The sequence below is a fragment of the Streptomyces avidinii genome (assembly GCF_045161815.1).
In the GTDB taxonomy this organism is placed as follows: Bacteria; Actinomycetota; Actinomycetes; order Streptomycetales; family Streptomycetaceae; genus Streptomyces; species Streptomyces avidinii.
Window position 1 is genome coordinate 5,470,343 of the sequence record NZ_CP108863.1, and the last position, 24,807, is coordinate 5,495,149.

A 24,807-nucleotide genomic window follows, 5' to 3' on the forward strand; every position below is an offset into this window, starting at 1 on the left:
ACCGACCCTCCCCCCGAATGGACGCGGTCCCGTTGCGGGGCTGCCGGAGCCGGGTTCGACTCGGGCCATGAGTACCGACCAGCCGCCGCCGGGCCAGCCGCCCGAGGACGACCCGTTCCTCAAGAAGCCCCAGGAACCGACGCCTCCGTCGGGCGGTTCGCCGTACGGCTCGCCGCCCCCCGGAAGCGGTGGTGCGCCGCCGCCCCCGCCCGGAGGCCCGGGTGGTGGCGGGGGATACCCGCCACCGCCGCCCCCGTACGGCGGCGGGGACCCGTACGGCGGGAGCGGCGGCTACGGCATGCCCGACCCGCTCGCCGGGATGCCCCCGCTCGCCGACTTCGGCAAGCGGCTCCTCGCGCGCATCATCGACGTCGTGATCATCGCGATCCCGCTGGCACTCATCCAGCTGGCCTTCGGGACGAACCGCTACCGCTTCGACACGGACCAGGGCGAGGACGTCAGCGAGGTCGTCACCAGGTCCTACAGCGGCAGCGGCCTGGTGATGACCCTGATCTCGATCGTCGCGTACGTCGGCTACGACTGGTGGTTCACCAAGAAGAACGGCCAGACGGTCGGCAAGAAGGCCATGGGCCTGCGCGTCGCGATGCTCAACGACGGCACCGTGCCGAACTCCAGCGCCTCGCTCACCCGGGCCGCGGTCCTCTGGCTGCCGACGCTGCTCTGCTGCGCCTGCCTGTGGCCGATCGCACTGATCGTCTCGATCCTGGTCGACAAGCCGTACAAGCAGGGCCTGCACGACAAGGTGGCCAAGACGGTCGTGGTCCGGGCCACCACCTAGGCGCCGGGCGCGGGCATCGCGCAGCGCAACGCGGGCGGTCTCCCTCCGGGGAGGCCGCCCGCGCCGTGTCGGGCGCGGTCCGTCAGTGGTGGACGGGGTGTTCGGCCGTGGCCGTCCGGGGCTCGGGCACCCGGGCGGCTCCGGTCGCGCCCTCCCGGGCCGCGGGGGCTCCGGCGGCCGCGGGGGCGCCCGTACGGGCCGCATGGCGGCCGCGGCGCCGCGGGAGGGGCACGGTGAGGGCGACGAGCAGACCCAGGGCGAGCGCCGCGGCGGAGATGACCGCGACGCCGAGGCCGGTGGTCGTCTGCGAGAGCAGCAGCATGGCGATCGTCGACACGACGACCGTGGCGGACCCGTACGCGAGCTGTGCGGCAGTCGGTCGCGGCATGGCGATATCCGTCCTCAGGAGTGGAGGGGGAGTCGGCTCGACCGGTTCGCGTGTCAAGTGACTCTACGACGGGATGCCCGAGCCGGACCGCCGGTATGCGTGACCTAACACACGGTGCCGGAGCACAGGGGGCGCACGGCATCATTTTCCGGGCGATGCCGGGGGGAGAAAGGGGGACGGGACGGACCGTCAGCGGGGTCGTGAAGCGCCGTTCGCCCCGTATGGCTGCGGAACGTCCGGATAGCGGAACTCCCTGACCGCATAGTGCAGTTGTAAGGGTCAAGTCAAGGTCTGTCTTTTCTTGCTTCCCTCCGGTCAAATGTCGTCACTTGAGACGCGCGCCGCGCGGAACCCCCCGCTCCTATGGAGAAGTTCCGACCAACGTTGCGGCCGCGGGAGGGGAACGACATCAAGTGACCAGCAATTCCGCCAGACGGCGTGCGATACGTGCTGCCGCCGTCACCGTGACCATGGCCGCTTGTGCGACAAGCGCCACCTTCTTCACCGTCACCGCGGCCCAGGCCGAGGGCAAGAACCAGGCCGCTCCGGCGGCCGACCGGCAGGACCCGACCGCTCCCGCCAAGGTCGTCGAGCACGACCTCAAGGGCCCGTTCAGCGAGCAGCAGGCCCAGCAGCGCAAGGCCGCTCTGGACCAGGTGCTCCAGGGCAAGAAGGGCGTCGAGCAGCGCGGCGCCTCCAAGGTCGTCAAGCTGGACGACAAGAAGTACGTCGAGCTCGGCCGCGAGAAGACCGACAAGATCTTCACGATCCTCGTCGAGTTCGGCGACCAGGTCGACAACACGACCATGTTCGACCCGGACGGCCCGGGCCCCAAGCCCGAGGTCCCCAAGTACGGCGGTACCCCCGGTCCGCTGCACAACACGATCGCCCAGCCGGACCGCGCCAAGGACAACAGCACCGCCTGGCGCAAGGACTTCAGCCGTGAGTACTTCCAGGACCTGTACTTCGCCACGGGTCAGGGCAAGGACTCGCTGAAGACCTACTACGAGAAGACCTCCTCGGGCCGTTACTCGGTCGAGGGCGAGGTCGCCGACTGGGTCAAGGTCCCGTACAACGAGGGCCGTTACGGCTCCAACTACTGCGGCCAGACCAACTGCTCCAACGTGTGGGACACCGTCAAGGACGGCGTCACCGCATGGTCGGAGGCCCAGAAGAAGGCCGGCAAGACCGACGCGCAGATCAAGGCGCAGCTGTCCCAGTACGACCAGTGGGACCGCTACGACTTCGACGGCGACGGCAACTTCAACGAGCCCGACGGCTACATCGACCACTTCCAGATCGTCCACGCGGGCGAGGACGAGTCGGCCGGTGGCGGCGTGCAGGGCACGACCGCGCTGTGGGCGCACCGCTGGTACGCCTACGGCACCGCGGCGGGCAAGACCGGCCCGGACAACAACAAGGCCGGCGGCACCCAGATCGGCAGCACCGGCATCTGGGTCGGCGACTACACGATGCAGCCCGAGAACGGCGGCCTCGGCGTCTTCGCGCACGAGTACGGCCACGACCTGGGCCTGCCCGACCTCTACGACACCTCCGGTGGCGGCGAGAACGGCGTCGGCTTCTGGTCCCTGATGTCGGCCGGTTCCTGGCTCGGCAAGGGCCAGGACTCCATCGGCGACCTCCCGGGCGACATGACTGCCTGGGACAAGCTGCAGCTGGGCTGGCTGAACTACGACGTGGCCAAGGCCGGCACGAAGTCCACCCACAAGCTGGGCGTGGCGGAGTACAACACCAAGGACAAGCAGGCGCTGGTCGTCGAGCTGCCCAAGAAGAAGGTCAAGACCGAGGTCGTCAAGCCGGCCGAGGGCGCCACCCAGTGGTGGAGCAACATGGGTGACGACCTCAAGAACACCCTGACCCGGTCGGTCGACCTGACGGGCAAGAAGTCCGCCGCCCTGTCCCTCAAGGGCTGGTGGGACATCGAGGCCGACTACGACTACCTCTACACCGAGGTGTCCACGGACGGCGGCGCCACCTGGACCGCCCTCGCCGGCACCGCCGACGGCGCGGCCCTCCCGGCCGACGCCTCCGGCAGCCCGTCGCTCACCGGTGTCTCGGGTGACTGGAAGAACCTGAACTTCCCGCTCGACGCCTACGCGGGCAAGAAGGTCGACCTCCGCTTCCGCTACCAGACGGACGGCGGCGCGGGCGGCAAGGGCTTCACGGCCGACGCCGTCACCCTGACCGCGGACGGCTCCGCGCTGTTCACCGACGGCGCCGAGAACGGCGACAACGGCTGGACCGGCAAGGGCTTCTCCCGCATCGGCGCCGACTTCACCAAGGAGTACGACCAGCGCTACATCGCCGAGAACCGCCGCTACGTCTCGTACGACTCCACCCTCAAGGTGGGCCCGTACAACTTCGGCTTCGGCAACACGCGTCCGGACTGGGTCGAGCACTACCCGTACCAGGACGGCCTGCTCATCTGGCAGTGGGACACCAGCCAGAAGGACAACAACACCAGCGTCCACCCGGGCCAGGGTCTGATCCTGCCGATCGACGCCAACGCCAAGCCCATGAAGTGGGCGGACGGCACCCTGCTGCGCAACAAGATCCAGCCGTACGACGCCGCCTTCAGCGCGTACTCGACGGATGCCTTCACGCTGCACAAGAACGGCGAGTCGCTGTTCCTGAAGCCGAAGCCCGCCAACCTGGTCTTCGACGACCACAAGGGCAAGTACTACTACGACGAGAACCCGACCGGATCGGTGAAGGTCACTGACACCAACACCAAGATCAAGATCCTGAAGGAGACCTACGACGGTGAGGTCATGACCGTCGAGGTCGGCCCCTCCTCGAAGTAACTCGGTAAAACCGCAGGTCAAAGCATGATCGGCCGTCGCCCTCTAGCGGGCGGCGGCCGTTCGCGTTTAGATGCCCGGTACGAGTTTCTTATTGACGGGGGAGATGACAGCCATGCCAGGCGGAGGTTTTGTCAGATTGCCGGGCGGCAGTGTGGTGGTTGCACTCATGCTGCCGAGGCCGTCCGGAGAAGGTGGAAATGTCCGCGTGCTGGTGCACGCCGCGAACCGGGCCCGCGCCCTGACCAGGCTGCGGAACCTCGGGATGCGGGCGGTGTACCTGCGGGGCAACGCGCACCCGCCGACGCCGGACGAGATCACGGCGGTCCTGCACCACCCGGACGGGCTGCTCTGGCGCGGCGCACCGGACCGGGCGCAGGAGCTCTGGCACCCCATCCGGGCCCTGCTGGGCACCTAGGCCGTCTCTTCCGGATCCTGCCGGGCCGGCAGGATCCGGAAGAGGCGGCCTAGGGGGCCGTCCCGTCGGCCCGGCCGCCCTGGTCGCCGACGAGGGTCACACCGGCCGCACGGAGCTCGTCCAGGGCCCGTGCGGCCGTGTGCGGGGCCACGGCGGCGGTCAGGTCCAGCAGGACGCGCGTGCCGAAGCCGGCGCGGGCGGCGTCGAGGGCGGTGGCCCGCACGCAGTGGTCGGTGGCGATGCCGACCACGTCCACCTCGGTGACCTGCCGGTCCCGCAGCCACTGGCCGAGCCCCGTCCCGTTCTCGTCGGCGCCCTCGAAACCGCTGTACGCGGCCTCGTAGGCGCCCTTGTCGAAGACGGCGGAGACGGCTCCCGAGGCGACGGCGGGGGCGAAGTTCGGGTGGAAGCCCACGCCCTCGGTCCCGGCGACGCAGTGCACGGGCCAGGACGTCTCGTAGTCCGGCTCGGCCGGGGGGTGGGCGAAGTGCGACCCGGGGTCGACGTGGTGGTCGCGGGTGGCGACGACGTGCCGGTACGCGGGCGTGGCCTGGCCGATGTACTCGGTGACGGCGGCGGCGACGTCGGCTCCGCCGGTGACCGCGAGGCTGCCGCCCTCGCAGAAGTCGTTCTGTACGTCGACGACGATCAGTGCGCGGTGCATGACGTGTCCTTCGGCTCGATGTCTCTGTGCGGCGGCGGGGCCCTGCGAGGGCTCTTCCCCCACCCCGCCCCTTCCCGAAACTGGGGCGCTGCCCCAGACCCCTACGGCGCTCCGCGCCCGCGGCGGAGCCCCCCGCAGCGGCGCCGCAGGGTTACACGTACTCCGTGGGGAGCACGGCCTCGCCGCGCGACAGCTGCGTCGCGGACAGCGGCAGGCCCGCGAGGGCCTCGCGGTGGCGGTCCCGGGCGGCCTCCAGCGGCTCGCGGGCGACCACCTCGCCCGCCTTGACCAGCTGGGTCAGGAGCTGCTGGTCGGCCAGGGCCGCCGGCACCGGCCCCACGCCGATCACCTCGGCCTCCGCCACCCCCTCCGCGTCCCGCCGCCGGGCCGCCCACTTGCGGCCGCCGATCGAGGTCTTCCCGCCCGTGGACTTCTTCGCCACCGGCGCCAGCGCCGCCTTCGGGTCGGCCGAGGTGGCCCGCGCCACCAGCTTGTAGACCATCGAACACGTCGGGTGCCCGCTGCCCGTCACCAGCTGGGTGCCCACGCCGTACGCGTCCACGGGGGCCGCCGCCAGCGAGGCGATGGCGTACTCGTCGAGGTCCGAGGTGACCACGATCTTCGTCGAGGTCGCGCCGAGCTCGTCGAGCTGCTGCCGCACCCGGTGGGCCACCAGCAGCAGGTCGCCGGAGTCGATGCGGACCGCGCCCAGCTCGGGGCCGGCCACCTCGACGGCCGTTCGGACGGCCTCGGCCACGTCGTACGTGTCCACCAGCAGGGTGGTGCCCCGCCCCAGCGAGGCCACCTGCGCGGTGAAGGCGTCCCGCTCGCTGTCGTGGACCAGGGTGAAGGCGTGCGCGCTGGTGCCGACGGTCGGGATCCCGTACCGGAATCCGGCCGCCAGGTCCGAGGTGGAGGTGAAGCCGCCCACGTACGCGGCCCGCGACGCGGCGACGGCCGCCAGCTCGTGGGTGCGCCGGGCGCCCATCTCGATCAGCGGGCGTCCGCCCGCCGCCGAGGACATCCGGGAGGCGGCCGCGGCGATCGCCGAGTCGTGGTTCAGGATCGACAGGATCACGGTCTCCAGCAGCACGCACTCGGCGAAGCTGCCCTCCACCCGCAGGACGGGGGAGCCGGGGAAGTAGACCTCTCCCTCCGGGTAGCCCCAGATGTCGCCGGAGAAGCGGTACGAGGCCAGCCAGTCCAGGGTCCGCATGTCGACGACGGCCCGCTCGCGCAGGAACTCCAGCACCGCGCCGTCGAAGCGGAAGTTCTCCACCGCGTCGAGCACCCGCCCGGTTCCGGCGACCACCCCGTAGCGGCGTCCTTCGGGGAGCCGCCGGGTGAACACCTCGAAGACCGAGCGTCGGTCGGCGGTGCCGTTGGCCAGGGCGGCCTGCAACATCGTGAGCTCGTAATGGTCCGTGAAGAGCGCTGTCGACGGTACGTCCACCGGCAGGCCCAGGTCCGCAGGGTTCATGGCTGGGATGCTAGCGCACATTTCGTCAAAGTGACGAGATGTGGGTGCCGATGGTGAGACCGGCCCGTCGCGGGGCAGAAGAGCGGTCGGCGACGGGGTCCGTCCGGCCCCTGTTTGGGCGGCGGCGCAGTCGAGGTGGCAGCATGGGACGAGTGAGTGTTGCTCCTGTTGAGATCGAACGCACCGAATCCGCCGAAGAGACCTTCGCGGTCCCCGAACCCGACGTCCCCTGGGTGACCCTGGTGCACAACGACCCGGTCAACCTCATGAGCTACGTGGCGTACGTGTTCCAGGCGTACTTCGGCTATTCGAAGGACGTGGCGCACAAGCTGATGCTCGACGTCCATCACAAGGGGCGGGCCGTCGTTTCCAGCGGCACCCGCGAGGAAATGGAGCGCGACGTGCAGGCCATGCACGGCTACGGCCTGTGGGCGACCCTCTCGCAGGACCGCAACTGATGGGCGGCACCTTCGAGTCCATGAAGGGCGGCGGCGCCGCCATCGCGCTCGACGAGATCGAGATCTCGATCCTGCGCTCCCTGGCAGTGCAGTTGCTGGAGTTGATCGGCCCCGGTGCGCCGGAGCCGGCCGAGGACGCCGACCCGCTCGCCGCGCTGTTCGCCGAGGGCCCCTCCGAGCCCCCGTCCGACCCGGCGCTGGCCCGGCTCTTCCCCGACGCGTACGGGGCCCCGGACGGGGCCGGCGACGAGGGGGTGGACCCGAAGGAGCTGGAGGCCCGCTCCGCGGAGTTCCGCCGCTTCACCGAGAACGACCTGCGCGCCCGCAAGCGCGAGGACGCGCTCGCGGTCGTACGCAGCCTGGACGGGCTGACCCCGGCCGGCGACGGGGCGGCGGTGCTGGAGCTGTCCGGCGAGCTGCCGCTGCACTGGCTCGGCGCGCTCAACGACCTGCGGCTGACCATCGCGGCCCGCCTGGACATCACCGAGGACGACGAGAGCGCGGTGCTGTTCCGGCTGCCGGACGAGGATCCGCGCAAGCCGATGGTGATGGCGTACCTCTGGCTCGGCGGCCTCCAGGAAACCTTGATCGAAACCCTCTGAGAATCCTCAAACCGGAACGTCGTTCGCTCAGCGGACGCTCAAATCCGGATAACGATCAGATCACCGCCATGCGGTGATCTGATCCATTTCCATGACTTTGGGGTGAATTTTTGATGCCCTGCGCCACATTTCTCCCCCTCCGGCAGCCGTAAGCACGTGATAAATCTTCACGATCGCCGCCGGGACGCCACCCATGTCCCCCGGCCCGCTTGGACCGGCTGACCGCCGGCGTGCAACTCCATCCGTATCCGGGGGGATCGAGGACCCGATCCGCAGCCAATGAAGGCGCGGGTCGGCGTGGAGAAAGGCGCACCAGACATGACCTCTGTGCAGGTCGAGCAGCACGACAAGAAGCCCGGCGAGGGCACTCAGGGCGACGGCGGCGAGGGTTACCACCGCACGCTCGGCGCCCGCCAGATCCAGATGATCGCGATCGGCGGCGCCATCGGCACCGGCCTGTTCCTGGGCGCGGGCAAGGCGATCTCCAAGGCCGGCCCCAGCCTGATCCTGGCGTACGCCATCGCGGGCCTGGTCATCTTCTTCATCATGCGGGCCCTGGGCGAGCTGCTCATGTACCGGCCCGTCTCCGGCTCCTTCTCGGACTACGCCCGCGAGTTCCTGGGCCCGTTCTGGGGATACGTCACCGGCTGGACGTACTGGCTGTTCTGGGTGGTCACCGGCATCACCGAGGTCACCGCGGCCGCGCAGTACATGTCGTACTGGACCCACGACAGCTTCCCGCAATGGGCCTACGCGCTGATCTTCACGGTCGTCCTCTACGCCGCCAACCTGATCTCCGTGAAGCTCTTCGGTGAGCTGGAGTTCTGGTTCTCCATGGTCAAGGTCACCGCCATCGTCGGCATGATCCTGATCTGCGCCGGCATCCTCACCATCGGCTTCTCCGACGCGGCCGACACCGCCACCGTCTCCAACCTGTGGAACGACGGCGGCTTCTTCCCCAAGGGCATCGGCGGCACGCTGATGACCCTGCAGATCGTGATGTTCGCCTTCCTCGCGGTCGAGCTGGTCGGCGTCACCGCCGGCGAGTCCAAGGACCCCGAGAAGACCCTGCCCAAGGCCATCAACACCGTGCCGTGGCGCATCGCCGTCTTCTACGTCGGCGCGCTGATCATGATCCTGTCGGTCGTCCCGTGGACGCACTTCCAGCCCGGCGTCTCGCCCTTCGTCGCCGCCTTCGAGCGCATGGGCCTCGGCATCGGCGCCGCGATCGTCAACTTCGTCGTGCTGACCGCCGCGCTGTCCTCCTGCAACTCGGGCATGTACTCCACCGGCCGCATGCTGCGCGACCTCGCGCTCAACGGCCAGGGCCCGAAGTTCTTCACCAGGCTCACCAAGAGCGGCACCCCGCTCATCGGCACCACCTTCTCCGCCGCGCTGATGCTGGTGGGCGTCTGGATCAACTACGTCGCCCCGGGCAAGGCCTTCGACTACGTCGTCTCCTTCGCCACCATCTCCGGCATGTGGGCCTGGATCATGATCCTGGTCTGCCAGATCCGCTACCGGGCCAAGGCCGACCGCGGCGAGCTGCCGCAGTCCGCGTTCCGCGCCCCCGGCGCCCCGTACACGAGCTGGTTCGCGCTGCTCTTCATCGGCATGGTCATCGTGATGATGGGCGCCGACAAGGACTCCCGCGTCTCGCTGTACTGCGCCCCGCTGTGGGGCCTGATCCTGGGCGTCGCGTACCTGGTCATGAAGTCCCGCGACCCGCGCGGTGCGGCCTTCAGCAAGGCCTCGTAGGACACCGGAGCCCGACTGCCGTACCGGTTCCCGGCCGCCTGCCGCGGCCGGGAGCCTCGCTCCCACAGACGTCGTGTCCACCATGCGGGCCCTTCCGTACCACTCCTCGGTACGGAAGGGCCCGTCTGCTTATCCTGTCGCTCATGCTGACCCTCACCCAGGATCTGTACGACCGGATCGTCGAGCACGCCCGCCAGGACCACCCCGACGAGGCGTGCGGTGTCGTGGCCGGCCCGGCGGGCACCGACCGCCCCGAGCGGTTCGTCCCGATGCTCAACGCCGCCCGCTCGCCCACGTTCTACGAGTTCGACTCGAAGGATCTGCTGAAGCTCTACCGCGATCTGGACGACCGCGACGAGGAGCCGGTGATCGTCTACCACTCGCACACCGCGACCGAGGCCTACCCCTCGCGCACGGACGTCACCTACGCCAACGAGCCCGGCGCGCACTACGTACTCGTCTCGACGGCGGACAAGGACGGCCTCGGAGAGTTCCAGTTCCGCTCCTACCGGATCGTCGACGGAGTGATCACCGAGGAAGAAGTGCAGGTCGTCGAGGCCTACTGACCACCATGTGAGCACTGGGCGTCCACGATGCGGGATCACACTCCAAACGGGGCACCGGGAATCGTTAACATGACCGCATGGTTTCCCACGACGTGAGCATCGAGACGCCCGGCAGGCTGCTGCTCGTGGCGCGGCTGCACGTCGACCTGTGCCGCCTCGCCAGCGCCATCTGTCCTGCCGTCTGAAGCACCAGAGCCCTTCCGCGCGGAGGGCCGACGAACCGCGCGCCGCACCCTTCTCACGCACTCCCCGACGACTGGAGACAGCCATGGCCATCGAGGTCCGCATCCCCACCATCCTCCGCACCTACACCGAAGGCGAGAAGGCCGTCTCCGGTGAGGGCGCGACCCTCGCCGACCTCTTCGCGGACCTGGAAACCCGTCACAAGGGCATTCGAGAGCGACTCATCGACCAGGCGGCCGGCGGCCAGCTGCGCCGCTTCGTCAACGTCTACCTCAACGACGAGGACGTCCGCTTCCTCGACGGCATCTCCACCGCCCTCAAGGACGGCGACAGCGTCACCATCCTCCCGGCCGTGGCCGGCGGATCGAAGTAATGCGCTACGACTCCCCGCTGGCCGCGGTCGGCAACACGCCGCTGGTCCGGCTGCCCCGGCTGTCGCCCTCGGACGACGTCCGCCTCTGGGCGAAGCTGGAGGACCGCAACCCGACCGGCTCGATCAAGGACCGCCCCGCGCTCCACATGGTCGAGCAGGCCGAGAAGGACGGCCGGCTCCACCCCGGCTGCACCATCCTGGAGCCCACCTCGGGCAACACCGGCATCTCGCTGGCGATGGCGGCCAAGCTCAAGGGCTACCGCATCGTGTGCGTCATGCCGGAGAACACCAGCCAGGAGCGGCGTGACCTGCTGGCCATGTGGGGAGCCGAGATCATCTCGTCGCCGGCCGCCGGCGGCTCGAACACCGCGGTCCGGGTGGCCAAGGAACTGGCCGCGGAGCACCCGGACTGGGTGATGCTCTACCAGTACGGCAACCCGGACAACGCGGGCGCGCACTACGCCACCACGGGCCCGGAGATCCTCGCCGACCTCCCCTCGATCACCCACTTCGTGGCGGGCCTGGGCACCACCGGCACCCTCATGGGCGTCGGCCGCTACCTCCGCGAGCACGTGCCCGGCATCAAGGTCGTCGCCGCCGAGCCGCGCTACGACGACCTGGTCTACGGGCTGCGCAACCTGGACGAGGGCTTCGTCCCGGAGCTCTACGACGCCTCCGTGCTCACCACCCGCTTCTCGGTGGGCTCGGCGGACGCGGTGACCCGCACGCGGGACCTCCTCCAGCAGGAGGGGATCTTCGCGGGCGTCTCCACCGGAGCCGCCCTGCACGCGGCGATCGGCGTCGGCCGCAAGGCGGTGGCCGCGGGCGAATCGGCGGACATCGTCTTCGTCGTGGCCGACGGCGGCTGGAAGTACCTGTCGACGGGCGTCTACACGGCCGCGACGACCGAGGAAGCCATCGAGGTCCTCCAGGGCCAACTCTGGGCGTAGCCCCTGCCGTGTCCCCTGCGGGGTCGCCCACGGGTATCGGGCGCGGCGCCGCTGCCGGGGCTCTGCCCCGGACCCCGCGCCTCAAACGCCGGCGAGGCCGGCTCTTCAGCCGTCCGGCGTTTGAGGACCGGGTCCGGGCAGCCCGGGAAGCGGCGCTGCAGGGTCAGCCGCCCAGCAGCTCCGCGAGCACGGCCGCGTGACTGGCCGCCGGGTCCTTGACCGAGGTCAGCAACGTGATCGGCCCCGCCGCGGCCAGCTCGCGCAGGCGGGCCAGCTCCGCCACCGCCCCCGGATCCGCCAGCTCGGCCTCGTACCGGCGCCGGAACTCCTGCGCCGAGCCGCCGTCGTGGAACCACTTCCGCAGCTCCGTCGACGGCGTCACCGCCTTCGGCCACTCCTCCACCCCGGCCACCGCCTTCGCCAGGCCGCGGGGCCAGAGCCGGTCCACCAGGACCCTTACCCCGTCCGCGGCCGGATCCGGCGGGTCGTACACCCGCCGCAGGCGGATCACCGGCCGCTGCGTCACCGTGCGCCTCCCAGGCCCTTGATCTCGTCCCACACCGCGGGGTCCAGCATCCCCAGCCTGGTCCGGAACTCCCACAGCGACACCTCCTCCGGCCGGTCCGCCTCCAGGAAGCCCGCCCGGCCCTGCGCCCCCACCGTCCCCGGGGGCAGCGGGATCACCCCGGCCCGCCGGTCGTCGTACTTCCCGGTGATCCATGCGACCCGCGCGCGGTGGCCCCGTACCGACCCCACCGCGAGGACCAGGCATGTACGGCCGTCCGCCAGGGACCACAGCTCACCCGCCTTCGGCTGCGGCGGCGGACCGGTCCCGTGCGCCGGCGGGGTCCGCCGGGGCAACCCGACCCGACCCCCGGCGAACAGCACCAGCAGCGCCACGGCCACCACCGCGGCCACTGCGGGCCACCAGGACGTGTCCATGTTTCGACCGTAGCCGCGCGGGAACGCCCCGGCATGGCAACGCCCGTACCCACCGTCGCTCCCCCGGGTGACAGCGCAGGTGATTCCCCCCACAACGGCCTGCCGCGGAGGAGCGACCGGACGTTTCGCGCCTTACGCTCGACCCACGCACGGCCCGCATTCCGTCCACGGACCGTCCTCGGAGGTTCACGCTCCATGAAGCTCACCGTCGTCGGCTGTTCGGGGTCGTTCCCCTCCGCGGAATCGGCCTGTTCGAGCTACCTCGTCGAGGCCGACGGTTTCCGGCTGCTCCTCGACATGGGCAACGGCGCCCTCGGCGAGCTCCAGCGCCACATCGGTCTCTACGACCTCGACGCGATCTTCCTGAGCCACCTGCACGCCGACCACTGCATCGACATGTGCGCCTACTTCGTGGCCCGCTACTACCGGCACGAGGGCGGCCGCTGCGGCACCATCCCCGTCTACGGGCCCGAGGGCACCGAGCGCCGTCTGACCACCGCCTACGACGACGTCCCCGACGAGCGCTCGATGAGCGAGGTCTTCGACTTCCGCACGCTGAAGTCGGGGACCTTCGAGATCGGCCCCTTCCAGGTCCGCACCGAGCGGGTCTCCCACCCGGTCGAGGCGTACGGCATCCGCATCGAGCACGGCGGCCGCTCGCTCACGTACTCCGGGGACACCGGCACCTGCCCCGAGCTGGGCCTGCTCGCCGACGGCACCGACCTCTTCCTGTGCGAGTCCTCCTTCACGCACGGCAAGGAGGACATCCCGGGCCTGCACCTGAACGGCCGCGAGGCGGGCGAGTACGCGGCGGGCGGCGGCGTCGGCCGGCTCGTCCTGACGCACATCCCGCCGTGGACCGACCCGGAGCAGAACCTCGCCGACGCCCGAGCGGTCTACGACGGCCGGGTCGACCTGGCGCACGCGGGCGCGGTCTACGAGGTCTGAGTCCCAGCAGCCGGAACGCGGAAGCCCCCGCCCTCCCGGAAGGGAGAGCGGGGGCTTCTTCGGTGGTACGGGGCCTACTTGGCCTCGGCCTTCTCCATCTCGGCCAGCTCCTCGTCGGACTCGCGGCCCGGCGTAGGAAGGTTGAACTTGGTGATCGCGAAACGGAACCCGAAGTAGTAGATGGCTCCGAAGACCAGACCGATCGGGATGATCATCCATGGGTTGGTCGCCTTGCTCCAGCCGAGGCCGAGGTCGATCAGACCCGCGGAGAAGGTGAAGCCCGCGTGGACCCCGAGCGCCCAGGTGATCGCCATGGAGAGGGCGGTCAGGACCGCGTGGATCGCGTAGAGCACCGGCGCGATGAACATGAACGAGAACTCGATGGGCTCGGTGACACCCGTGACGAACGAGGTGAGCGCGAGCGAGACCATCATGCCCGTGACGGCCTTGCGGCGCTCCGGGCGGGCGGTGTGCGCGATGGCCAGGGCGGCGGCCGGCAGGCCGAACATCATGATCGGGAAGAAGCCCGTCATGAACAGACCGGCGTCCGGGTCACCGGCGAAGAAGCGGTTCAGGTCACCGTGAACGACCTCGCCGGCGGCGTTGGTGAAGTCACCGATCTGGAACCACGCGACGGTGTTGACGAACTGGTGCATGCCGATCGGGATCAGCGCGCGGTTGATGGCACCGAAGACGCCGGCGCCCGCGGCGCCCAGACCGGTCATCCACTCACCGAAGTTGGAGATGACCTCGCCGATCGGCTCCCAGACCACACCGAAGAACACACCGGCGAGGACGCCGACGAACGCCATGATGATCGGCACGAGCCGGCGGCCGTTGAAGAAGCCGAGCCAGTCCACCAGCTTGGTGCGGTGGTAGCGCTGCCACAGGACGGCGGCGAGCAGACCCATGATGATGCCGCCGAGAACGCCCGGGTTGTTGTACGTCGCGGCGACGTCGACACCCTTGTTCTCAGTGGTGTTGATGACGGCCTCGGTCACCGGGAAGGCGGTGAGGACGTTCTTGTAGACCAGGAAGCCGACCAGTGCGGCGAGCGCCGTGGAACCGTCCGCCTTCTTGGCGAAGCCGATCGCCACGCCGATGCAGAACAGCAGCGGCAGGTTCGCGAAGACGGCGTCACCGGCGGTGGCGAACACCGCGGCGACCTTGTCCCAGCCGAGGCCGTCCTTGCCGAAGACGTCGGGCTGGCCGAGGCGCATCAGGATGCCGGCGGCGGGCAGAACGGCGATGGGCAGCTGGAGGCTGCGGCCGACCTTCTGCAGACCCTGGATCAGGCCGGCTCCTCGCTTCTTGGCGGGCGGCGCAGCGGCGTCAGTAGCCGTACTCATAACTTCCTCCGGGGAGCAAGGCGCCGCCAAGGGGGTGAAACCTAGGGGGACGGCGACGTCTCAGAAAGGGGGCACACGCCGCCGGGGGGAAGCGGTCGTGGTCTACACCAATTCATGGTGTAGACCAGTTGTAACACGGTGAGGGATAGATAAGGAACCTTCGATTTCCTGTGGCCTGGGTCACATGCCCCGGGGTGTGCCGAAGGGCCCCCGGATCGTGATCCGAGGGCCCTTGACGGGCCGGTCCGGGCCCTGTTCCGAAGCGGGTTCAGGCCTTGGTGTTCTCCGCCTCCATCACCGCGATCTCCTCGTCCGACTCCCGCCCCGGGGTCGGGATGTCGAACTTCGTGATCGCGAAGCGGAAGACCACGTAATAGACGACCGCGAAGGCGAGGCCGATCGGAATGATCATCCAGGGCTTCGTCGCCAGGCTCCAGTTGATGACGTAGTCGATCAGCCCGGCCGAGAAGCTGAAGCCGTCGTGGACGCCCAGCCCCCACGTCACCGCCATCGAGACACCCGTCAGCAGCGCATGGATCGCGTACAGCGCGGGCGCCACGAACAGGAAGGAGTACTCCAGCGGCTCCGTGATGCCCGTGACGAACGAGGTCAGGGCCACCGAGAGCATCAGACCGCCGACCTCCTTGCGGCGCTGCGGCTTCGCGCAGTGCGTGATCGCCAGCGCCGCCGCGGGAAGGGCGAACATCATGATCGGGAAGAAGCCGGAGAGGAACTGCCCGGCGTTCGGATCGCCCGCCAGGAACATCGGGATGTCACCGTGCGCGACCGGGCCGCCCGGCGGGGTGTAGCTGCCGAACTGGAACCACACCGGCACGTTCAGGAACTGGTGCAGGCCGATCACCAGCAGCGCGCGGTTCGCGACGCCGAAGATGCCGGAACCCCAGGAGCCCAGGCCGACCAGCCAGTCGGAGAAGCTCTCCAGCGCGTCGCCGATCGGCGGCCAGATCCACAGGCAGAGCGCGGCGAAGGCGATCGCGACGAAGGTCATGATGATCGGGACCAGCCGGCGGCCGTTGAAGAAGCCGAGCCAGGCCACCAGCTTGACCCGGTGGTAGCGCTGCCAGAACCAGGCGGCCAGCAGGCCCATGACGATGCCGCCGAAGACCCCCGGATTCTGGAAGGTGTACTCGGCGAAGGTGTCGTCCGGCCCCAGGCAGCCGCCCCCGATGTCCTTGGTCCCCACGGGGCAGGGGGTGGGGAAGACCCGCAGCACGCTCCGGTAGACGAGGAAGCCGACCACCGCGGCCAGGGCCGTCGAGCCGTCCGCCTTCTTGGCCATGCCGATCGCGACGCCGACGCAGAACAGCAGCGGCAGACCGAGGTCCGCGTTGAGCAGCGCGCCACCTGCGGCGGCCATGACCTTGGCGACGTCCGTCCAGCCCAGGCCGTCCGCGCCGAACATGTCGGGCTGGCCGAAGCGGTTGAGGATGCCGGCCGCGGGGAGGACTGCGATCGGCAGCTGAAGACTGCGGCCCATCTTCTGCAACGACTGGAACAGGCTGTTCCGCCAATTCGGTTGCGGCACTGCGGCGGCGCTGGTCGCGCTCATCGGTGTCCTCCTGACCGGCCCGTTTTTGGCTGCCGCAACACTTACGGCACACTGGTGTAGACCAGTTGTGGGTAGGTTGCTGCTGATCGTCATCATTCGGCAGGGACCGGACATGCGCTCGCATAGATGGGCCAACCGTGCGTTACCGTGACAATGCGGACCGCGCAGGTGGGTATCCATGATCCGGCCGCTGAGACTCGTTCTTCGCATCACTCAGGGAGAAACACATGGCCACCAAGGCTGAGAAGATCGTCGCCGGGCTCGGCGGCATCGACAACATCGAAGAGGTCGAAGGCTGCATCACCCGCCTGCGCACCGAGGTCAAGGACCCCGGCCTCGTCGACGAAGTCGCGCTCAAGGCCGCCGGCGCCCACGGCGTCGTCAAGATGGGCACCGCGATCCAGGTCGTCATCGGCACCGACGCCGACCCGATCGCCGCCGACATCGAAGACATGATGTGATCCGGACTCCCTAGTCCGGGCCTCGCGCCCCACAGCACAGCGGACCCCGTCCCGGAAGCACCCGGACGGGGTCTTCGCGTTCCACCGCACCGACTAGGCTCGGAGCCATGTCTCGCATCGACGGCCGTACGCCCGAACAGCTCCGCCCGGTCACCATCGAACGCGGATGGAGCAAGCACGCCGAGGGCTCCGTCCTCATCTCCTTCGGAGACACCAAGGTCTTCTGCACCGCCTCCTTCACCGAAGGCGTCCCGCGCTGGCGCAAGGGCAGCGGCGAAGGCTGGGTCACCTCCGAGTACTCGATGCTGCCGCGCTCCACCAACACCCGCGGCGACCGCGAATCCGTCCGCGGCAAGATCGGCGGCCGCACCCACGAGATCTCCCGCCTGATCGGCCGCTCCCTGCGCGCCGTCATCGACTACAAGGCCCTCGGCGAGAACACCGTCGTCCTGGACTGCGACGTCCTCCAGGCCGACGGCGGCACCCGCACCGCCGCCATCACCGGCGCCTACGTCGCCCTCGCCGACGCCGTCGCCTGGGGCCAGAAGAAGAAGCTGATCAAGGCCGGCCGCAAGCCCCTCACCGGCACCGTCGCCGCCGTCAGCGTCGGCATCGTCGATGGCGTCCCGCTCCTCGACCTCTGCTACGAGGAGGACGTGCGCGCCGAGACCGACATGAACGTGGTCTGCACCGGCGACGGCCGCTTCGTCGAGGTCCAGGGCACCGCCGAGGGCGAGCCCTTCGACCGCAAGGAACTGAACGCCCTCCTCGACCTCGCCGCCGGCGGCTGCGCGGACCTGGAAGCCATCCAGCTGGGCGCGCTCGAACTGTAGGGCAACCGTCGGGCCCGGCCCGGCGTCCAGGAAGATACGGGCGCACGGTTTCAGAGCCGTGCGCCCGTCCTCGTAGCGTCCAAGCCCTCAGGGGGAGAACCGCATGAAGCTCCGCATAGCGGCCGTAGCCGTGGCCGTCGTACTCACCGTCCCGGCCCTGTCCGCGTGCGACGCGATCTCCACGGCAATGGACTGCGCGAACACGGCCGTGGCCATCACGGACGGCGCCAACGACCTCCAGCAGGCCGTCTCCCAGGCGGGCAACAGCCCCCAGGACGCCAAGAACGCGCTCGACCAGATCGAGGCGAACCTCAAGAAGATCGGCGACCAGACGGACAACGCCGACCTCGGCAAGGCCATCGACTCGATGAACACCGCCGTGAAGAACGTCCGCACCTCCATCGAGAGCGGCAACACCGTCCCGGACATCCAGCCGGTCGCGGACGCGGCCAGCGAGATCTCCAAGGTCTGCACCCCGGGATAATGGGGGCATGACCTCGACGCCCAGCCGCCTCATCCTGGCCACCCGCAACGCGGGCAAAGTCTCCGAACTCCGCGCGATCCTGTCCGACGCCGGCCTGCCGCACGAGCTGGTCGGCGCGGACGCGTACCCGGAGATCCCGGACGTCAAGGAGACCGGAGTCACCTTCGCCGAGAACGCCCTCCTCAAGGCCCACGCCCTCGCGCAGGCCACCGGCCTCCCGGCGGTCGCCGACGACTCCGGCCTCTGCGTGGACGTCCTGCACGGCGCCCCCGGCATCTTCTCGGCGCGCTGGGCCGGCACCCACGGCGACGACAAGGGCAACCTGGACCTGCTGCTGGCCCAGCTCGGGGACATCGCCGACGAGAACCGCGGGGCCCACTTCGCGTGCGCGGCGGCCCTGGCCCTGCCGGACGGCACCGAACGCGTCGTCGAGGGCCGCCTCCTGGGCACCCTCCGCCACACCCCGTCCGGCACGGGCGGCTTCGGCTACGACCCGATCCTCCAGCCGCAGGGCGACACCCGCACGTGCGCGGAGCTGACGGCGGCGGAGAAGAACGCCATCTCCCACCGCGGCCAGGCCTTCCGCGCCCTGGTCCCCTTCGTCCGCGCCCTCCTGGGCTGAGCCCTGAACGGCGACGGCCGGTCATCTCATGACGAGACGACCGGCCGTTGATGTGGGCCCGGTGGGACTCGAACCCACGACACACCGGACCTAAACCGGCGCCCTCTGGCCAGCTGGGGTACGGACCCGTGCGACCACCTTACTGGTCGACGGGGGTCCGTTGCGATGGAATGGCCGACCTTGATCGTTTGGCGAAGGTCGGCGTCTGGCTGTGGCAGGAGGGGCACAAATAGCGGAGGTTCTCCCGGCGGTTGTCCAGCCGGTCACCGTTCACGTGGTCGATCTCCAGGACGAGTCTCTGACCGCGCCACACGTCCCCGATGCCGCACTCCGTGCATACACGTGGCACTCCGAGGTCGTCCAGGGCTCGACGCAGAGTCGCGGTCTTGGTGCGGGACGAGCCGACTTCGAGTCGCCTCAGGATCTCTGGTGCCGACTTGCGCGCCGGGGAAGGGCGGCCGACGGCGTGCCCCTGGCCCGTGAAGTGCTCTGTCGACAGCCCGTATTCCTCGATGCTCCGCCTGGCTCTGGAGCGTGCGGCGCCGTCGAAGGGGTGGTGGCCGAGGGCGCGCATGACCCCGGCCATGCTCTTCGAGCCGGCGACCGCGGGTGCGATCTCCTCGTGGACGAAGAGGCGTGACGAAATGCCTCGACGGGGAAAGTGCGACGTGTCTGTCCCGAACCGTTCGATGAGCTTGGCGATATGGACGTGAGCGCTGTTGTACGGCTCGACGCCCATGTGGGCGAGCATGCCCGTGATGCTGTCCGTGTGGGCGGCTGCTTCCCGTAGCCGCTCTTCCGTGTAGCGCTGCCGGACACGGACGGGAAGTGGCTCGTCGACGAAGTGGGATGTGTCGATGCCGTAGTGAGCCAGCCTGTCACGCACGTACCGTCGGGGGCCGGCGAGCAGTGGGGCGTCCAGCCGCCTCAGGAGGTCGACCAGGCTGGTGGCCAGTGGCGCGGTTCGGCTCAGCAGGTCCCGGGTGTACCTGACCTCGCTCATGCGGCCCTCCTCGCCTTGCGGCCGCGGTACGTGTCGGTGGCCGCATGGCAGTTGGGGCACAGGATCCGGAGGTTTTCCCGCCGGTTGTCCCACCACTCGCCATTGATGTGATCGACCTCGTGCCGAAGTGGTTTGTCGTTCCACTGCGTGCCGACCCCGCACTCGGCGCATTCCTCGGGAACGCCGACCTTCAGCAGTTCCCGTCGCAAGCGGTCACCGGGGACCCTGCCGTCCTGCGGATCTCTGAGGGAGAGCGTCGGTCCCAGAGCCCCCTTGGGGCGAGGCTTTCGGGCAGCGACGAAGTGCGATGTGTCGATGCAAAGGGTCGAGATCCGCCGGGCGATGTGCGTCTGGTTGCCGCCGACGTTGCTGATGCCGAGGCGGCTGACCACCTCTGAGATCGATGTCGATCCGGAAACGACTTCCCGCAGCCGCTCCTCGGTGTGCCGCGCCCATTTCGTGGGGAAGTGGGAACAGTCGATCCCCGATTCCCGCATCTTCGCCCGTAGATAGCGCCTGCTTCCGCTGCTCGGCGTGCCGCCGCACCATCGGACGGCGTCGTCCCACGTGTTCGTCTCGCGAGCCGCGGCTTCCAACAGCTCTCGGGTGTATCGGACCGCCATTGCCTTCTCCTCCCGGCCGCGTGTGCGACTCCCGTATGGAGTAACGGACCGACAGGCGGGCAGTTACGGCCGGTCTCGTCCGATAAACGGAACGGCCCGCACCGGGTGGGTGCGGGCCGTTGCTTCCGGGGGCGGGGTGGGGTCAGAGGCCCAGGTCTTTGATGATCTTGGCTACGTGGCCCGTCGCCTTGACGTTGTAAAAGGCGTGCTCGACCTTGCCGTCCTCGTCGACGACCACCGTGGAGCGGATGACCCCGGTGACCGTCTTGCCGTACAGCTTCTTCTCGCCGTACGCGCCGTACGCCGTCAGCGTCTCCTTCTCCGGGTCGCTGACCAGGGTGACCTTCAGGTCCTCCTTCTCGCGGAACTTCGCCAGCTTCTCCGGCTTGTCCGGGGACACGCCGATGACGTCGTAGCCGTGTCCCGTCAGGAAGGACAAGTTGTCCGTGAAGTCGCAGGCCTGCTTCGTGCAGCCCGGCGTCAGCGCGGACGGGTAGAAGTAGACGATCACCTTGCGGCCCTTGTGGTCGGCGAGCGAGACCTCGTTGCCGTCCGCGTCGGGCAGGGTGAAGGCGGGGGCGGTGTCGCCCGGCTGGAGCCGCTCGCTCATCGTTGACACTCTCCTCGGGAGGGGATCGGTATGCCATGAGACTAAGCTGACAGACTGTTCATGGCGGACTACGCCCCACAGGACCACGACGACGGAGGCAGCGCGGTGTCGGAAGCCAGGACCCCCGCACAGATCGAGGCGGACATCGTCCGCCGCCGCGAGCAGCTCGCCGAGACGCTCGACGAGATCGGCGTGCGCATGCACCCGAAGACGATCATCGGGGACGCGAAGGCACGGGTCGCTTCGACCGTCGACCACACCGCCGGGCGGGCCTTCGCCACGGTGAACCGGATCGTGACCGATCTGAAGGACGGCCTGCGCCACGACGACGGGGCCCCGCGCGTCGACCGGATCGTGCCCGTCGCCCTGGTCGCGGTGGGTCTGGTCGGGCTGCTCGTGGTGTCGGCGCGCCGCAGGCGCGGATGACCCTGAGCGGTACGGGGCGGGTAGGGACAGGTAGGTTCGGGGCGTGAGCGAGAACACCACCCACGACAAGCTGCCCATCCGCATGCTGCACGACCGCGTGCTCGTGAAGTCCGATCTGCCGGAGGGCGAGCGCCGCTCGGGCGGCGGCATCCTGATTCCCGCGACGGCCGCGGTGGGCAAGCGGCTGGCCTGGGCCGAGGTGGTCGCGGTCGGGCAGAACGTACGGACGGTCGAGCCCGGTGACCGGGTGCTGTACGACCCCGAGGACCGTGCCGAGGTCGAGGTGCGGGGAGCGACGTACGTGCTGATGCGCGAGCGGGACCTGCACGCCGTGGCCGCGGAGCGGCTGGAGGGGTCTGAGGACTCGACCGGGCTGTATCTGTAGGTCTGCGGCTCTCACAGGAGCGGTGAAAGGGCTGGTGGCGCAGGTCACCGGCCCTTTTGGCTGCCTTTTGCTACGGTGGAGGAGAACCCGACGAGACGCGCCGTACCGGGTACGACAAGACGACGCACCCCGTATCGCTCGATGTCTCGGAGGTGCCGTCATGGCATGGGTTCTTCTTCTCGTCGCCGGTCTGATCGAGGTCGGCTGGTCGATCGGCATGAAGTTCACCGAAGGTTTCACCCGGCTGTGGCCCAGTGTGTTCACGGGCGCCGGGATCGTCGCGAGCATGGTGCTGCTGTCCTACGCCGCGAAGACCCTGCCCATCGGGACGGCGTACGGGGTGTGGGTGGGCATCGGCGCCGCCGGTGCTGCCGTGCTCGGTATGGCGGTGCTGGGTGAGCCCGTCACCGCCGCCCGGATCTTCTTCATCTGTCTGCTGCTGGTCGCCGTCGTGGGGTTGAAGGTGACCTCCGGTCACTGACCTGATCGGCGAGTTCTGGCGGCCTATTCGAGGAATGCCGACGGCGGTCGCAGGCCCTCCGCCGGGTCGCTGTCGGTTCCTTGTGTGCTGCCCCGGGCGCTGCCCTCCGTGCCCTGGGTGGTGCCGCCCTGGTCGCCGCCCTGGGTGGTGCCGCCGTTGTCCTGGCCGCCGTTGCCCTGACCGCCGTTGTCCCGGCCGCCGTTCGTGCGGCCGCCGTTGTCCTGGCCGCCCTGGTTCTGGCCGCCGTTGTTCTGTCCGCCCTGGTTGCGGCCGCCGGTCCCGTTCGAGGGGGTGGGCCGGGTCGGGCGTTCCGGGGTGCTGGGCGTGGGTTCGCCGGGGGTTTCCCGGGGCGGTTCGGACTCGGGGCCGGTCGGCGGCGGGGGCTGTGCGGCTCCGGGCTGGAGTTCCAGGTCGAAGTCGACGGGGTCGGTGCCCTCCAGGGCGGTCTTCGTGTACGCGGCCCAGATCCGGGCCGGGTATCCGCCGCCGCCGATGCGGGGCTCGCCGAGGGCGCCGTAGAGGGATTGCAGGGTTCCGGTGTCCGGGTCCTGGCCCATCATCGCGATCACGGTGACGAGCTCGGGGGTGTAGGCCGCGAACCAGGCCGAGCGGTCCAGTTCGCCGGTGCCGGTCTTGCCGGCGGCCGGGTGGCCGGCGGCGAGGGCGGCCGTACCGGTGCCGTTGTCCACGACGCTGACCAGCATGGATGTGGTGGTGTCGGCGGCTTCGCGGCTGATGGCCTGGGTGGGGGTGCGCGGGGGGAGGCCGATCGTGTCGCCGCCCTTGGTGATCTTTTCGACGAAGGTGTAGGGGGTGCGTCGGCCGTGGTCGGCGAGGGTGGCGTAGGCCTGGGCCATGTCCACGACGCCGGCCTGGAGGGTGCCGAGTGCCATGGCGGGGCCGGATACGAAGTTCGGGGTGTTCTCGGGGATGCCGAGGTCGATGGCGGTCTGCCTGACCGTGCCGGTGCCGACGTCGACCGCCATCTGTGCGTACACGGCGTTGACGGAGAGGTCGGTGGCGGTGTTGACGGTGATGTTGCCGTAGGAGACCTGGCCCTCGTTCTCGGGGGCGAAACGGATCCGGCCGCCGACGACGGGGCGCTTGTTGTCGCCGTTGTAGATCGTGTTCGGGGTGATCCGGCGGCCGTCCTGGGTGCGGGAGCCGTTCTCGGCGGCGGCGGCGAAGACGAACGGCTTGAAGGTGGAGGCGACCTGGTAGTCGTGCCGGGTCGCGTTGTTGACGTACTGCTTGGTGTAGTCGATGCCGCCGTACATGGCGACGACCTTGCCGGTGGCCGGGTCGATGGAGACCCCGCCGGCCCGGACCAGGCGGTCGGCCTTGCGCGTGTCGGGTTCGAGCTTGCTGACCAGCTGTTGGTCGACGGCGTCGACGAGGGCGGTCTGGCGGCGCTTGTCGACGGTGGTGGAGATGCGGTAGCCGCCCTCGGCGAGGGTCTTGTCGCCGAGGATCTTGTTGTCGACGACGTAGTCCTTGATCGCTTCGACGAGGTAGCCGCGCTGGCCGGACAGTCCGGCGGCCGCGCGGACCTTGCCCGGTTCCGGGAACGTGGTTGTCGCGCGGTCGGCGGCGTGCAGCCACCGCTTCTTGACCATGCCGTCGAGTACGTAGTTCCAGCGGGCGAGGGCGCGCGGGCGGCTCTGGGGGTGTGAGACGACGTCGAAGGCGCTGGGGGAGTTGAGGAGGGTGGCGAGGTAGGCGCCCTCGGCGATGGTGAGCTTGTTGACGTCCTTGCCGTAGTAGGCCTGGGCGGCGGCCTGGATGCCGTAGGCGTTGCGGCCGAAGTAACTGGTGTTCAGGTAGCCCTCGAGGATGTAGTCCTTCGACTTCTCGCGACCGAGTTTGATCGCGATGAAGAACTCCTTGACCTTGCGTTTGATCGTCTGTTCCTGGCCCAAGTAGTAGTTCTTGACGTACTGCTGGGTGATCGTCGAGCCGGACTGGGTGCCCTTGCCGGTCGCGGTGTTCCAGGCGGCGCGGACCATCGCCTTGGGGTCGACCGCCCGTTCGGAGTAGAAGTCCCGGTCCTCGGCGGCCAGTACGGCCTCCTGCACGGTCCGTGGGACCTGCGTGAGGGGCACGTTGACGCGGTTGACCTCGCCGTCGCGCGCGATCAGGGAGCCGTCGGAGTAGAGGTAGACGTTGGACTGCGCGGTGGCGGCGGCGTTGGCCGGCGGGATGTCGACCAGCAGGTAGCCGGCCACGAGGGCGCCGCCGATCAGCAGGGCGAGGAGCAGGAGGCCGCCCAGGACCATGCGCCAGGTGGGGACGGCGCGGCGCCAGCCGGTCCTCGGGCGCCGGGGTTTCCCGCTCCGGCCGGGCGGGTGCGGCGGCCGCTTCCGGTCCTGGTCGTGCGCCCGCGGCTGCGGGACGTCGTGGGGTGCGCCGGGCGGGGTGTCGGGGTCGCGAGGGGTCCAGCCCGGGGGTGGTGACTGGTCGCTCATCTCCAGGACTCCTCGACGCCGTTCGAAATATCCACTTCTGTACCTCATGGTGTCTACCCGATGGCCGCTGATTCCGCTCCGGACGGGCATAAATCGGTCGCGTGGCTCGCCCCTCCGCACTAAGCTCGCGCGCTTTGGCCGACG

29 protein-coding genes, 1 tRNA gene and 1 riboswitch are annotated in these 24,807 nt (G+C 69.5%); of the genes, 18 read left to right on the plus strand and 12 right to left on the minus strand.

The window, feature by feature from the left end:
• The first annotated feature begins 67 nt into the window (after positions 1–67).
• Positions 68–799, plus strand: coding sequence for an RDD family protein (locus OG373_RS24485; protein WP_405440328.1), 732 nt, complete (start codon positions 68–70; stop codon positions 797–799).
• A gap of 82 nt (positions 800–881) precedes the next feature.
• On the opposite strand, the gene OG373_RS24490 is transcribed toward OG373_RS24485, so the two are convergent.
• On the minus strand, positions 882–1,187 hold the full coding sequence (locus OG373_RS24490) for a hypothetical protein (protein ID WP_397730986.1): 306 nt from the start codon (positions 1,185–1,187) through the stop codon (positions 882–884).
• A 470-nt stretch (positions 1,188–1,657) separates the two neighbouring features.
• On the opposite strand from OG373_RS24490, the gene OG373_RS24495 reads away from it, so the two are divergent.
• Complete coding sequence (locus OG373_RS24495; RefSeq protein WP_405444188.1) at positions 1,658–4,012, plus strand: immune inhibitor A domain-containing protein; 2,355 nt, start codon at positions 1,658–1,660, stop codon at positions 4,010–4,012.
• Positions 4,013–4,124: 112 nt separating this feature from the next.
• On the plus strand, positions 4,125–4,427 hold the full coding sequence (locus OG373_RS24500) for a hypothetical protein (protein ID WP_052874225.1): 303 nt from the start codon (positions 4,125–4,127) through the stop codon (positions 4,425–4,427).
• A gap of 49 nt (positions 4,428–4,476) precedes the next feature.
• Here the strand turns inward: OG373_RS24500 and OG373_RS24505 are convergent, their stop codons facing one another.
• On the minus strand, positions 4,477–5,091 hold the full coding sequence (locus OG373_RS24505) for an isochorismatase family protein (RefSeq protein WP_405440330.1): 615 nt from the start codon (positions 5,089–5,091) through the stop codon (positions 4,477–4,479).
• Between the two features lie 151 nt (positions 5,092–5,242).
• Complete coding sequence (locus tag OG373_RS24510) at positions 5,243–6,571, minus strand: nicotinate phosphoribosyltransferase (RefSeq protein ID WP_405440332.1); 1,329 nt, start codon at positions 6,569–6,571, stop codon at positions 5,243–5,245.
• A 143-nt stretch (positions 6,572–6,714) separates the two neighbouring features.
• Between OG373_RS24510 and clpS the strand changes: the two genes are divergently transcribed.
• From clpS to OG373_RS24545, 7 genes are all read left to right on the plus strand, one after another.
• Positions 6,715–7,029 carry an ATP-dependent Clp protease adapter ClpS gene (gene clpS / locus OG373_RS24515; RefSeq protein WP_030010601.1) on the plus strand — a complete coding sequence of 105 codons (315 nt, stop codon included), beginning with the start codon at positions 6,715–6,717 and terminating at the stop codon, positions 7,027–7,029.
• Positions 7,029–7,631: a DUF2017 domain-containing protein gene (locus OG373_RS24520; protein WP_405440333.1), complete on the plus strand. Its 603-nt coding sequence runs from the start codon at positions 7,029–7,031 to the stop codon at positions 7,629–7,631. The genes clpS and OG373_RS24520 overlap by 1 nt, the downstream gene beginning before the upstream one ends.
• Positions 7,632–7,949: 318 nt before the next feature.
• A complete protein-coding gene (locus OG373_RS24525) occupies positions 7,950–9,389 on the plus strand; it encodes an amino acid permease (protein ID WP_405440336.1) in 1,440 nt (479 codons plus the stop codon).
• A gap of 143 nt (positions 9,390–9,532) precedes the next feature.
• Complete coding sequence (locus OG373_RS24530) at positions 9,533–9,955, plus strand: Mov34/MPN/PAD-1 family protein (protein ID WP_397730994.1); 423 nt, start codon at positions 9,533–9,535, stop codon at positions 9,953–9,955.
• 77 nt (positions 9,956–10,032) lie between these two features.
• Complete coding sequence (locus OG373_RS24535; RefSeq protein ID WP_312847437.1) at positions 10,033–10,140, plus strand: putative leader peptide; 108 nt, start codon at positions 10,033–10,035, stop codon at positions 10,138–10,140.
• Positions 10,141–10,223: 83 nt separating this feature from the next.
• Entirely contained in the window at positions 10,224–10,511 is a 288-nt protein-coding gene (locus tag OG373_RS24540; RefSeq protein ID WP_189973415.1) for a MoaD/ThiS family protein, read from the plus strand.
• A complete protein-coding gene (locus OG373_RS24545) occupies positions 10,511–11,461 on the plus strand; it encodes a PLP-dependent cysteine synthase family protein (protein ID WP_405440338.1) in 951 nt (316 codons plus the stop codon). The genes OG373_RS24540 and OG373_RS24545 overlap by 1 nt, the downstream gene beginning before the upstream one ends.
• A 163-nt stretch (positions 11,462–11,624) precedes the next feature.
• Here the strand turns inward: OG373_RS24545 and OG373_RS24550 are convergent, their stop codons facing one another.
• Entirely contained in the window at positions 11,625–11,987 is a 363-nt protein-coding gene (locus OG373_RS24550; RefSeq protein ID WP_405440339.1) for a DUF488 domain-containing protein, read from the minus strand.
• Entirely contained in the window at positions 11,984–12,403 is a 420-nt protein-coding gene (locus OG373_RS24555) for a hypothetical protein (RefSeq protein ID WP_405440341.1), read from the minus strand. The genes OG373_RS24550 and OG373_RS24555 overlap by 4 nt, the downstream gene beginning before the upstream one ends.
• A 195-nt stretch (positions 12,404–12,598) precedes the next feature.
• On the opposite strand from OG373_RS24555, the gene OG373_RS24560 reads away from it, so the two are divergent.
• On the plus strand, positions 12,599–13,351 hold the full coding sequence (locus OG373_RS24560; protein ID WP_405440343.1) for an MBL fold metallo-hydrolase: 753 nt from the start codon (positions 12,599–12,601) through the stop codon (positions 13,349–13,351).
• Positions 13,352–13,425: 74 nt separating this feature from the next.
• Here OG373_RS24560 and OG373_RS24565 read toward each other — a convergent pair whose 3' ends face one another.
• Both OG373_RS24565 and OG373_RS24570 read right to left on the minus strand, forming a co-directional pair.
• Complete coding sequence (locus tag OG373_RS24565; protein ID WP_405440345.1) at positions 13,426–14,700, minus strand: PTS transporter subunit EIIC; 1,275 nt, start codon at positions 14,698–14,700, stop codon at positions 13,426–13,428.
• A gap of 268 nt (positions 14,701–14,968) precedes the next feature.
• Entirely contained in the window at positions 14,969–16,270 is a 1,302-nt protein-coding gene (locus OG373_RS24570; protein ID WP_405440346.1) for a PTS transporter subunit EIIC, read from the minus strand.
• A 227-nt stretch (positions 16,271–16,497) separates the two neighbouring features.
• Here OG373_RS24570 and OG373_RS24575 point away from each other — a divergent pair, with 227 nt between their 5' ends.
• The 4 genes from OG373_RS24575 to rdgB all read left to right on the plus strand — a co-directional run bounded on the left by OG373_RS24575 (position 16,498) and on the right by rdgB (position 18,670).
• Complete coding sequence (locus tag OG373_RS24575; protein WP_053683090.1) at positions 16,498–16,731, plus strand: glucose PTS transporter subunit EIIB; 234 nt, start codon at positions 16,498–16,500, stop codon at positions 16,729–16,731.
• 107 nt (positions 16,732–16,838) lie between these two features.
• The gene (gene rph / locus OG373_RS24580) at positions 16,839–17,564 is read left to right on the plus strand and encodes a ribonuclease PH (RefSeq protein WP_327262680.1); all 726 of its coding nucleotides are present in this window, start codon (positions 16,839–16,841) and stop codon (positions 17,562–17,564) included.
• A 103-nt stretch (positions 17,565–17,667) separates the two neighbouring features.
• Complete coding sequence (locus OG373_RS24585) at positions 17,668–18,048, plus strand: hypothetical protein (protein ID WP_397731009.1); 381 nt, start codon at positions 17,668–17,670, stop codon at positions 18,046–18,048.
• A gap of 7 nt (positions 18,049–18,055) precedes the next feature.
• Positions 18,056–18,670, plus strand: coding sequence for an RdgB/HAM1 family non-canonical purine NTP pyrophosphatase (rdgB, locus tag OG373_RS24590; protein WP_405440347.1), 615 nt, complete (start codon positions 18,056–18,058; stop codon positions 18,668–18,670).
• 53 nt (positions 18,671–18,723) lie between these two features.
• On the opposite strand, the gene OG373_RS24595 is transcribed toward rdgB, so the two are convergent.
• The 4 genes from OG373_RS24595 to bcp all read right to left on the minus strand — a co-directional run bounded on the left by OG373_RS24595 (position 18,724) and on the right by bcp (position 20,906).
• Positions 18,724–18,798, minus strand: a tRNA-Leu gene (locus OG373_RS24595).
• Between the two features lie 11 nt (positions 18,799–18,809).
• A complete protein-coding gene (locus OG373_RS24600; RefSeq protein ID WP_405440349.1) occupies positions 18,810–19,673 on the minus strand; it encodes an HNH endonuclease in 864 nt (287 codons plus the stop codon).
• Positions 19,670–20,296, minus strand: coding sequence for an HNH endonuclease (locus OG373_RS24605; RefSeq protein ID WP_397731015.1), 627 nt, complete (start codon positions 20,294–20,296; stop codon positions 19,670–19,672). Before OG373_RS24605 ends, OG373_RS24600 begins: the two co-directional genes overlap by 4 nt.
• A 142-nt stretch (positions 20,297–20,438) precedes the next feature.
• Positions 20,439–20,906: a thioredoxin-dependent thiol peroxidase gene (gene bcp, locus OG373_RS24610; protein ID WP_397731016.1), complete on the minus strand. Its 468-nt coding sequence runs from the start codon at positions 20,904–20,906 to the stop codon at positions 20,439–20,441.
• A 105-nt stretch (positions 20,907–21,011) separates the two neighbouring features.
• Here bcp and OG373_RS24615 point away from each other — a divergent pair, with 105 nt between their 5' ends.
• The 3 genes from OG373_RS24615 (at position 21,012) to OG373_RS24625 (ending at position 22,198) form a co-directional block, all read left to right on the plus strand.
• Complete coding sequence (locus OG373_RS24615; protein ID WP_189973486.1) at positions 21,012–21,332, plus strand: DUF3618 domain-containing protein; 321 nt, start codon at positions 21,012–21,014, stop codon at positions 21,330–21,332.
• A gap of 43 nt (positions 21,333–21,375) precedes the next feature.
• Entirely contained in the window at positions 21,376–21,717 is a 342-nt protein-coding gene (locus OG373_RS24620; protein WP_030009035.1) for a co-chaperone GroES, read from the plus strand.
• 59 nt (positions 21,718–21,776) lie between these two features.
• Positions 21,777–21,846: riboswitch (guanidine-III (ykkC-III) riboswitch) on the plus strand.
• Between the two features lie 31 nt (positions 21,847–21,877).
• The gene (locus OG373_RS24625) at positions 21,878–22,198 is read left to right on the plus strand and encodes a DMT family transporter (protein WP_397731018.1); all 321 of its coding nucleotides are present in this window, start codon (positions 21,878–21,880) and stop codon (positions 22,196–22,198) included.
• A 23-nt stretch (positions 22,199–22,221) separates the two neighbouring features.
• Here the strand turns inward: OG373_RS24625 and OG373_RS24630 are convergent, their stop codons facing one another.
• Positions 22,222–24,663: a transglycosylase domain-containing protein gene (locus tag OG373_RS24630; protein ID WP_405440352.1), complete on the minus strand. Its 2,442-nt coding sequence runs from the start codon at positions 24,661–24,663 to the stop codon at positions 22,222–22,224.
• Between the last annotated feature and the right edge of the window lie 144 nt (positions 24,664–24,807).

Excerpts from the sequence above, each read along its gene's own strand:
- OG373_RS24555 (WP_405440341.1), bottom strand. The coding sequence starts at position 12,403 with ATGGACACGTCCTGGTGGCCCGCAGTGGCCGCGGTGGTGGCCGTGGCG.
- OG373_RS24625 (WP_397731018.1), top strand. The coding sequence starts at position 21,878 with ATGGCATGGGTTCTTCTTCTCGTCGCCGGTCTGATCGAGGTCGGCTGG.
- OG373_RS24605 (WP_397731015.1), bottom strand. The coding sequence starts at position 20,296 with ATGGCGGTCCGATACACCCGAGAGCTGTTGGAAGCCGCGGCTCGCGAG.
- OG373_RS24600 (WP_405440349.1), bottom strand. The coding sequence starts at position 19,673 with ATGAGCGAGGTCAGGTACACCCGGGACCTGCTGAGCCGAACCGCGCCA.
- OG373_RS24540 (WP_189973415.1), top strand. The coding sequence starts at position 10,224 with ATGGCCATCGAGGTCCGCATCCCCACCATCCTCCGCACCTACACCGAA.
- OG373_RS24570 (WP_405440346.1), bottom strand. The coding sequence starts at position 16,270 with ATGAGCGCGACCAGCGCCGCCGCAGTGCCGCAACCGAATTGGCGGAAC.
- OG373_RS24585 (WP_397731009.1), top strand. The coding sequence starts at position 17,668 with ATGAAGCTCCGCATAGCGGCCGTAGCCGTGGCCGTCGTACTCACCGTC.
- OG373_RS24505 (WP_405440330.1), bottom strand. The coding sequence starts at position 5,091 with ATGCACCGCGCACTGATCGTCGTCGACGTACAGAACGACTTCTGCGAG.
- rph (WP_327262680.1), top strand. The coding sequence starts at position 16,839 with ATGTCTCGCATCGACGGCCGTACGCCCGAACAGCTCCGCCCGGTCACC.
- OG373_RS24565 (WP_405440345.1), bottom strand. The coding sequence starts at position 14,700 with ATGAGTACGGCTACTGACGCCGCTGCGCCGCCCGCCAAGAAGCGAGGA.
- OG373_RS24485 (WP_405440328.1), top strand. The coding sequence starts at position 68 with ATGAGTACCGACCAGCCGCCGCCGGGCCAGCCGCCCGAGGACGACCCG.
- OG373_RS24630 (WP_405440352.1), bottom strand. The coding sequence starts at position 24,663 with ATGAGCGACCAGTCACCACCCCCGGGCTGGACCCCTCGCGACCCCGAC.
- OG373_RS24520 (WP_405440333.1), top strand. The coding sequence starts at position 7,029 with ATGGGCGGCACCTTCGAGTCCATGAAGGGCGGCGGCGCCGCCATCGCG.
- OG373_RS24500 (WP_052874225.1), top strand. The coding sequence starts at position 4,125 with ATGCCAGGCGGAGGTTTTGTCAGATTGCCGGGCGGCAGTGTGGTGGTT.
- OG373_RS24560 (WP_405440343.1), top strand. The coding sequence starts at position 12,599 with ATGAAGCTCACCGTCGTCGGCTGTTCGGGGTCGTTCCCCTCCGCGGAA.
- OG373_RS24545 (WP_405440338.1), top strand. The coding sequence starts at position 10,511 with ATGCGCTACGACTCCCCGCTGGCCGCGGTCGGCAACACGCCGCTGGTC.
- OG373_RS24530 (WP_397730994.1), top strand. The coding sequence starts at position 9,533 with ATGCTGACCCTCACCCAGGATCTGTACGACCGGATCGTCGAGCACGCC.
- OG373_RS24510 (WP_405440332.1), bottom strand. The coding sequence starts at position 6,571 with ATGAACCCTGCGGACCTGGGCCTGCCGGTGGACGTACCGTCGACAGCG.
- rdgB (WP_405440347.1), top strand. The coding sequence starts at position 18,056 with ATGACCTCGACGCCCAGCCGCCTCATCCTGGCCACCCGCAACGCGGGC.
- clpS (WP_030010601.1), top strand. The coding sequence starts at position 6,715 with ATGGGACGAGTGAGTGTTGCTCCTGTTGAGATCGAACGCACCGAATCC.
- OG373_RS24535 (WP_312847437.1), top strand. The coding sequence starts at position 10,033 with ATGGTTTCCCACGACGTGAGCATCGAGACGCCCGGCAGGCTGCTGCTC.
- OG373_RS24490 (WP_397730986.1), bottom strand. The coding sequence starts at position 1,187 with ATGCCGCGACCGACTGCCGCACAGCTCGCGTACGGGTCCGCCACGGTC.
- bcp (WP_397731016.1), bottom strand. The coding sequence starts at position 20,906 with ATGAGCGAGCGGCTCCAGCCGGGCGACACCGCCCCCGCCTTCACCCTG.
- OG373_RS24525 (WP_405440336.1), top strand. The coding sequence starts at position 7,950 with ATGACCTCTGTGCAGGTCGAGCAGCACGACAAGAAGCCCGGCGAGGGC.
- OG373_RS24575 (WP_053683090.1), top strand. The coding sequence starts at position 16,498 with ATGGCCACCAAGGCTGAGAAGATCGTCGCCGGGCTCGGCGGCATCGAC.
- OG373_RS24495 (WP_405444188.1), top strand. The coding sequence starts at position 1,658 with ATGGCCGCTTGTGCGACAAGCGCCACCTTCTTCACCGTCACCGCGGCC.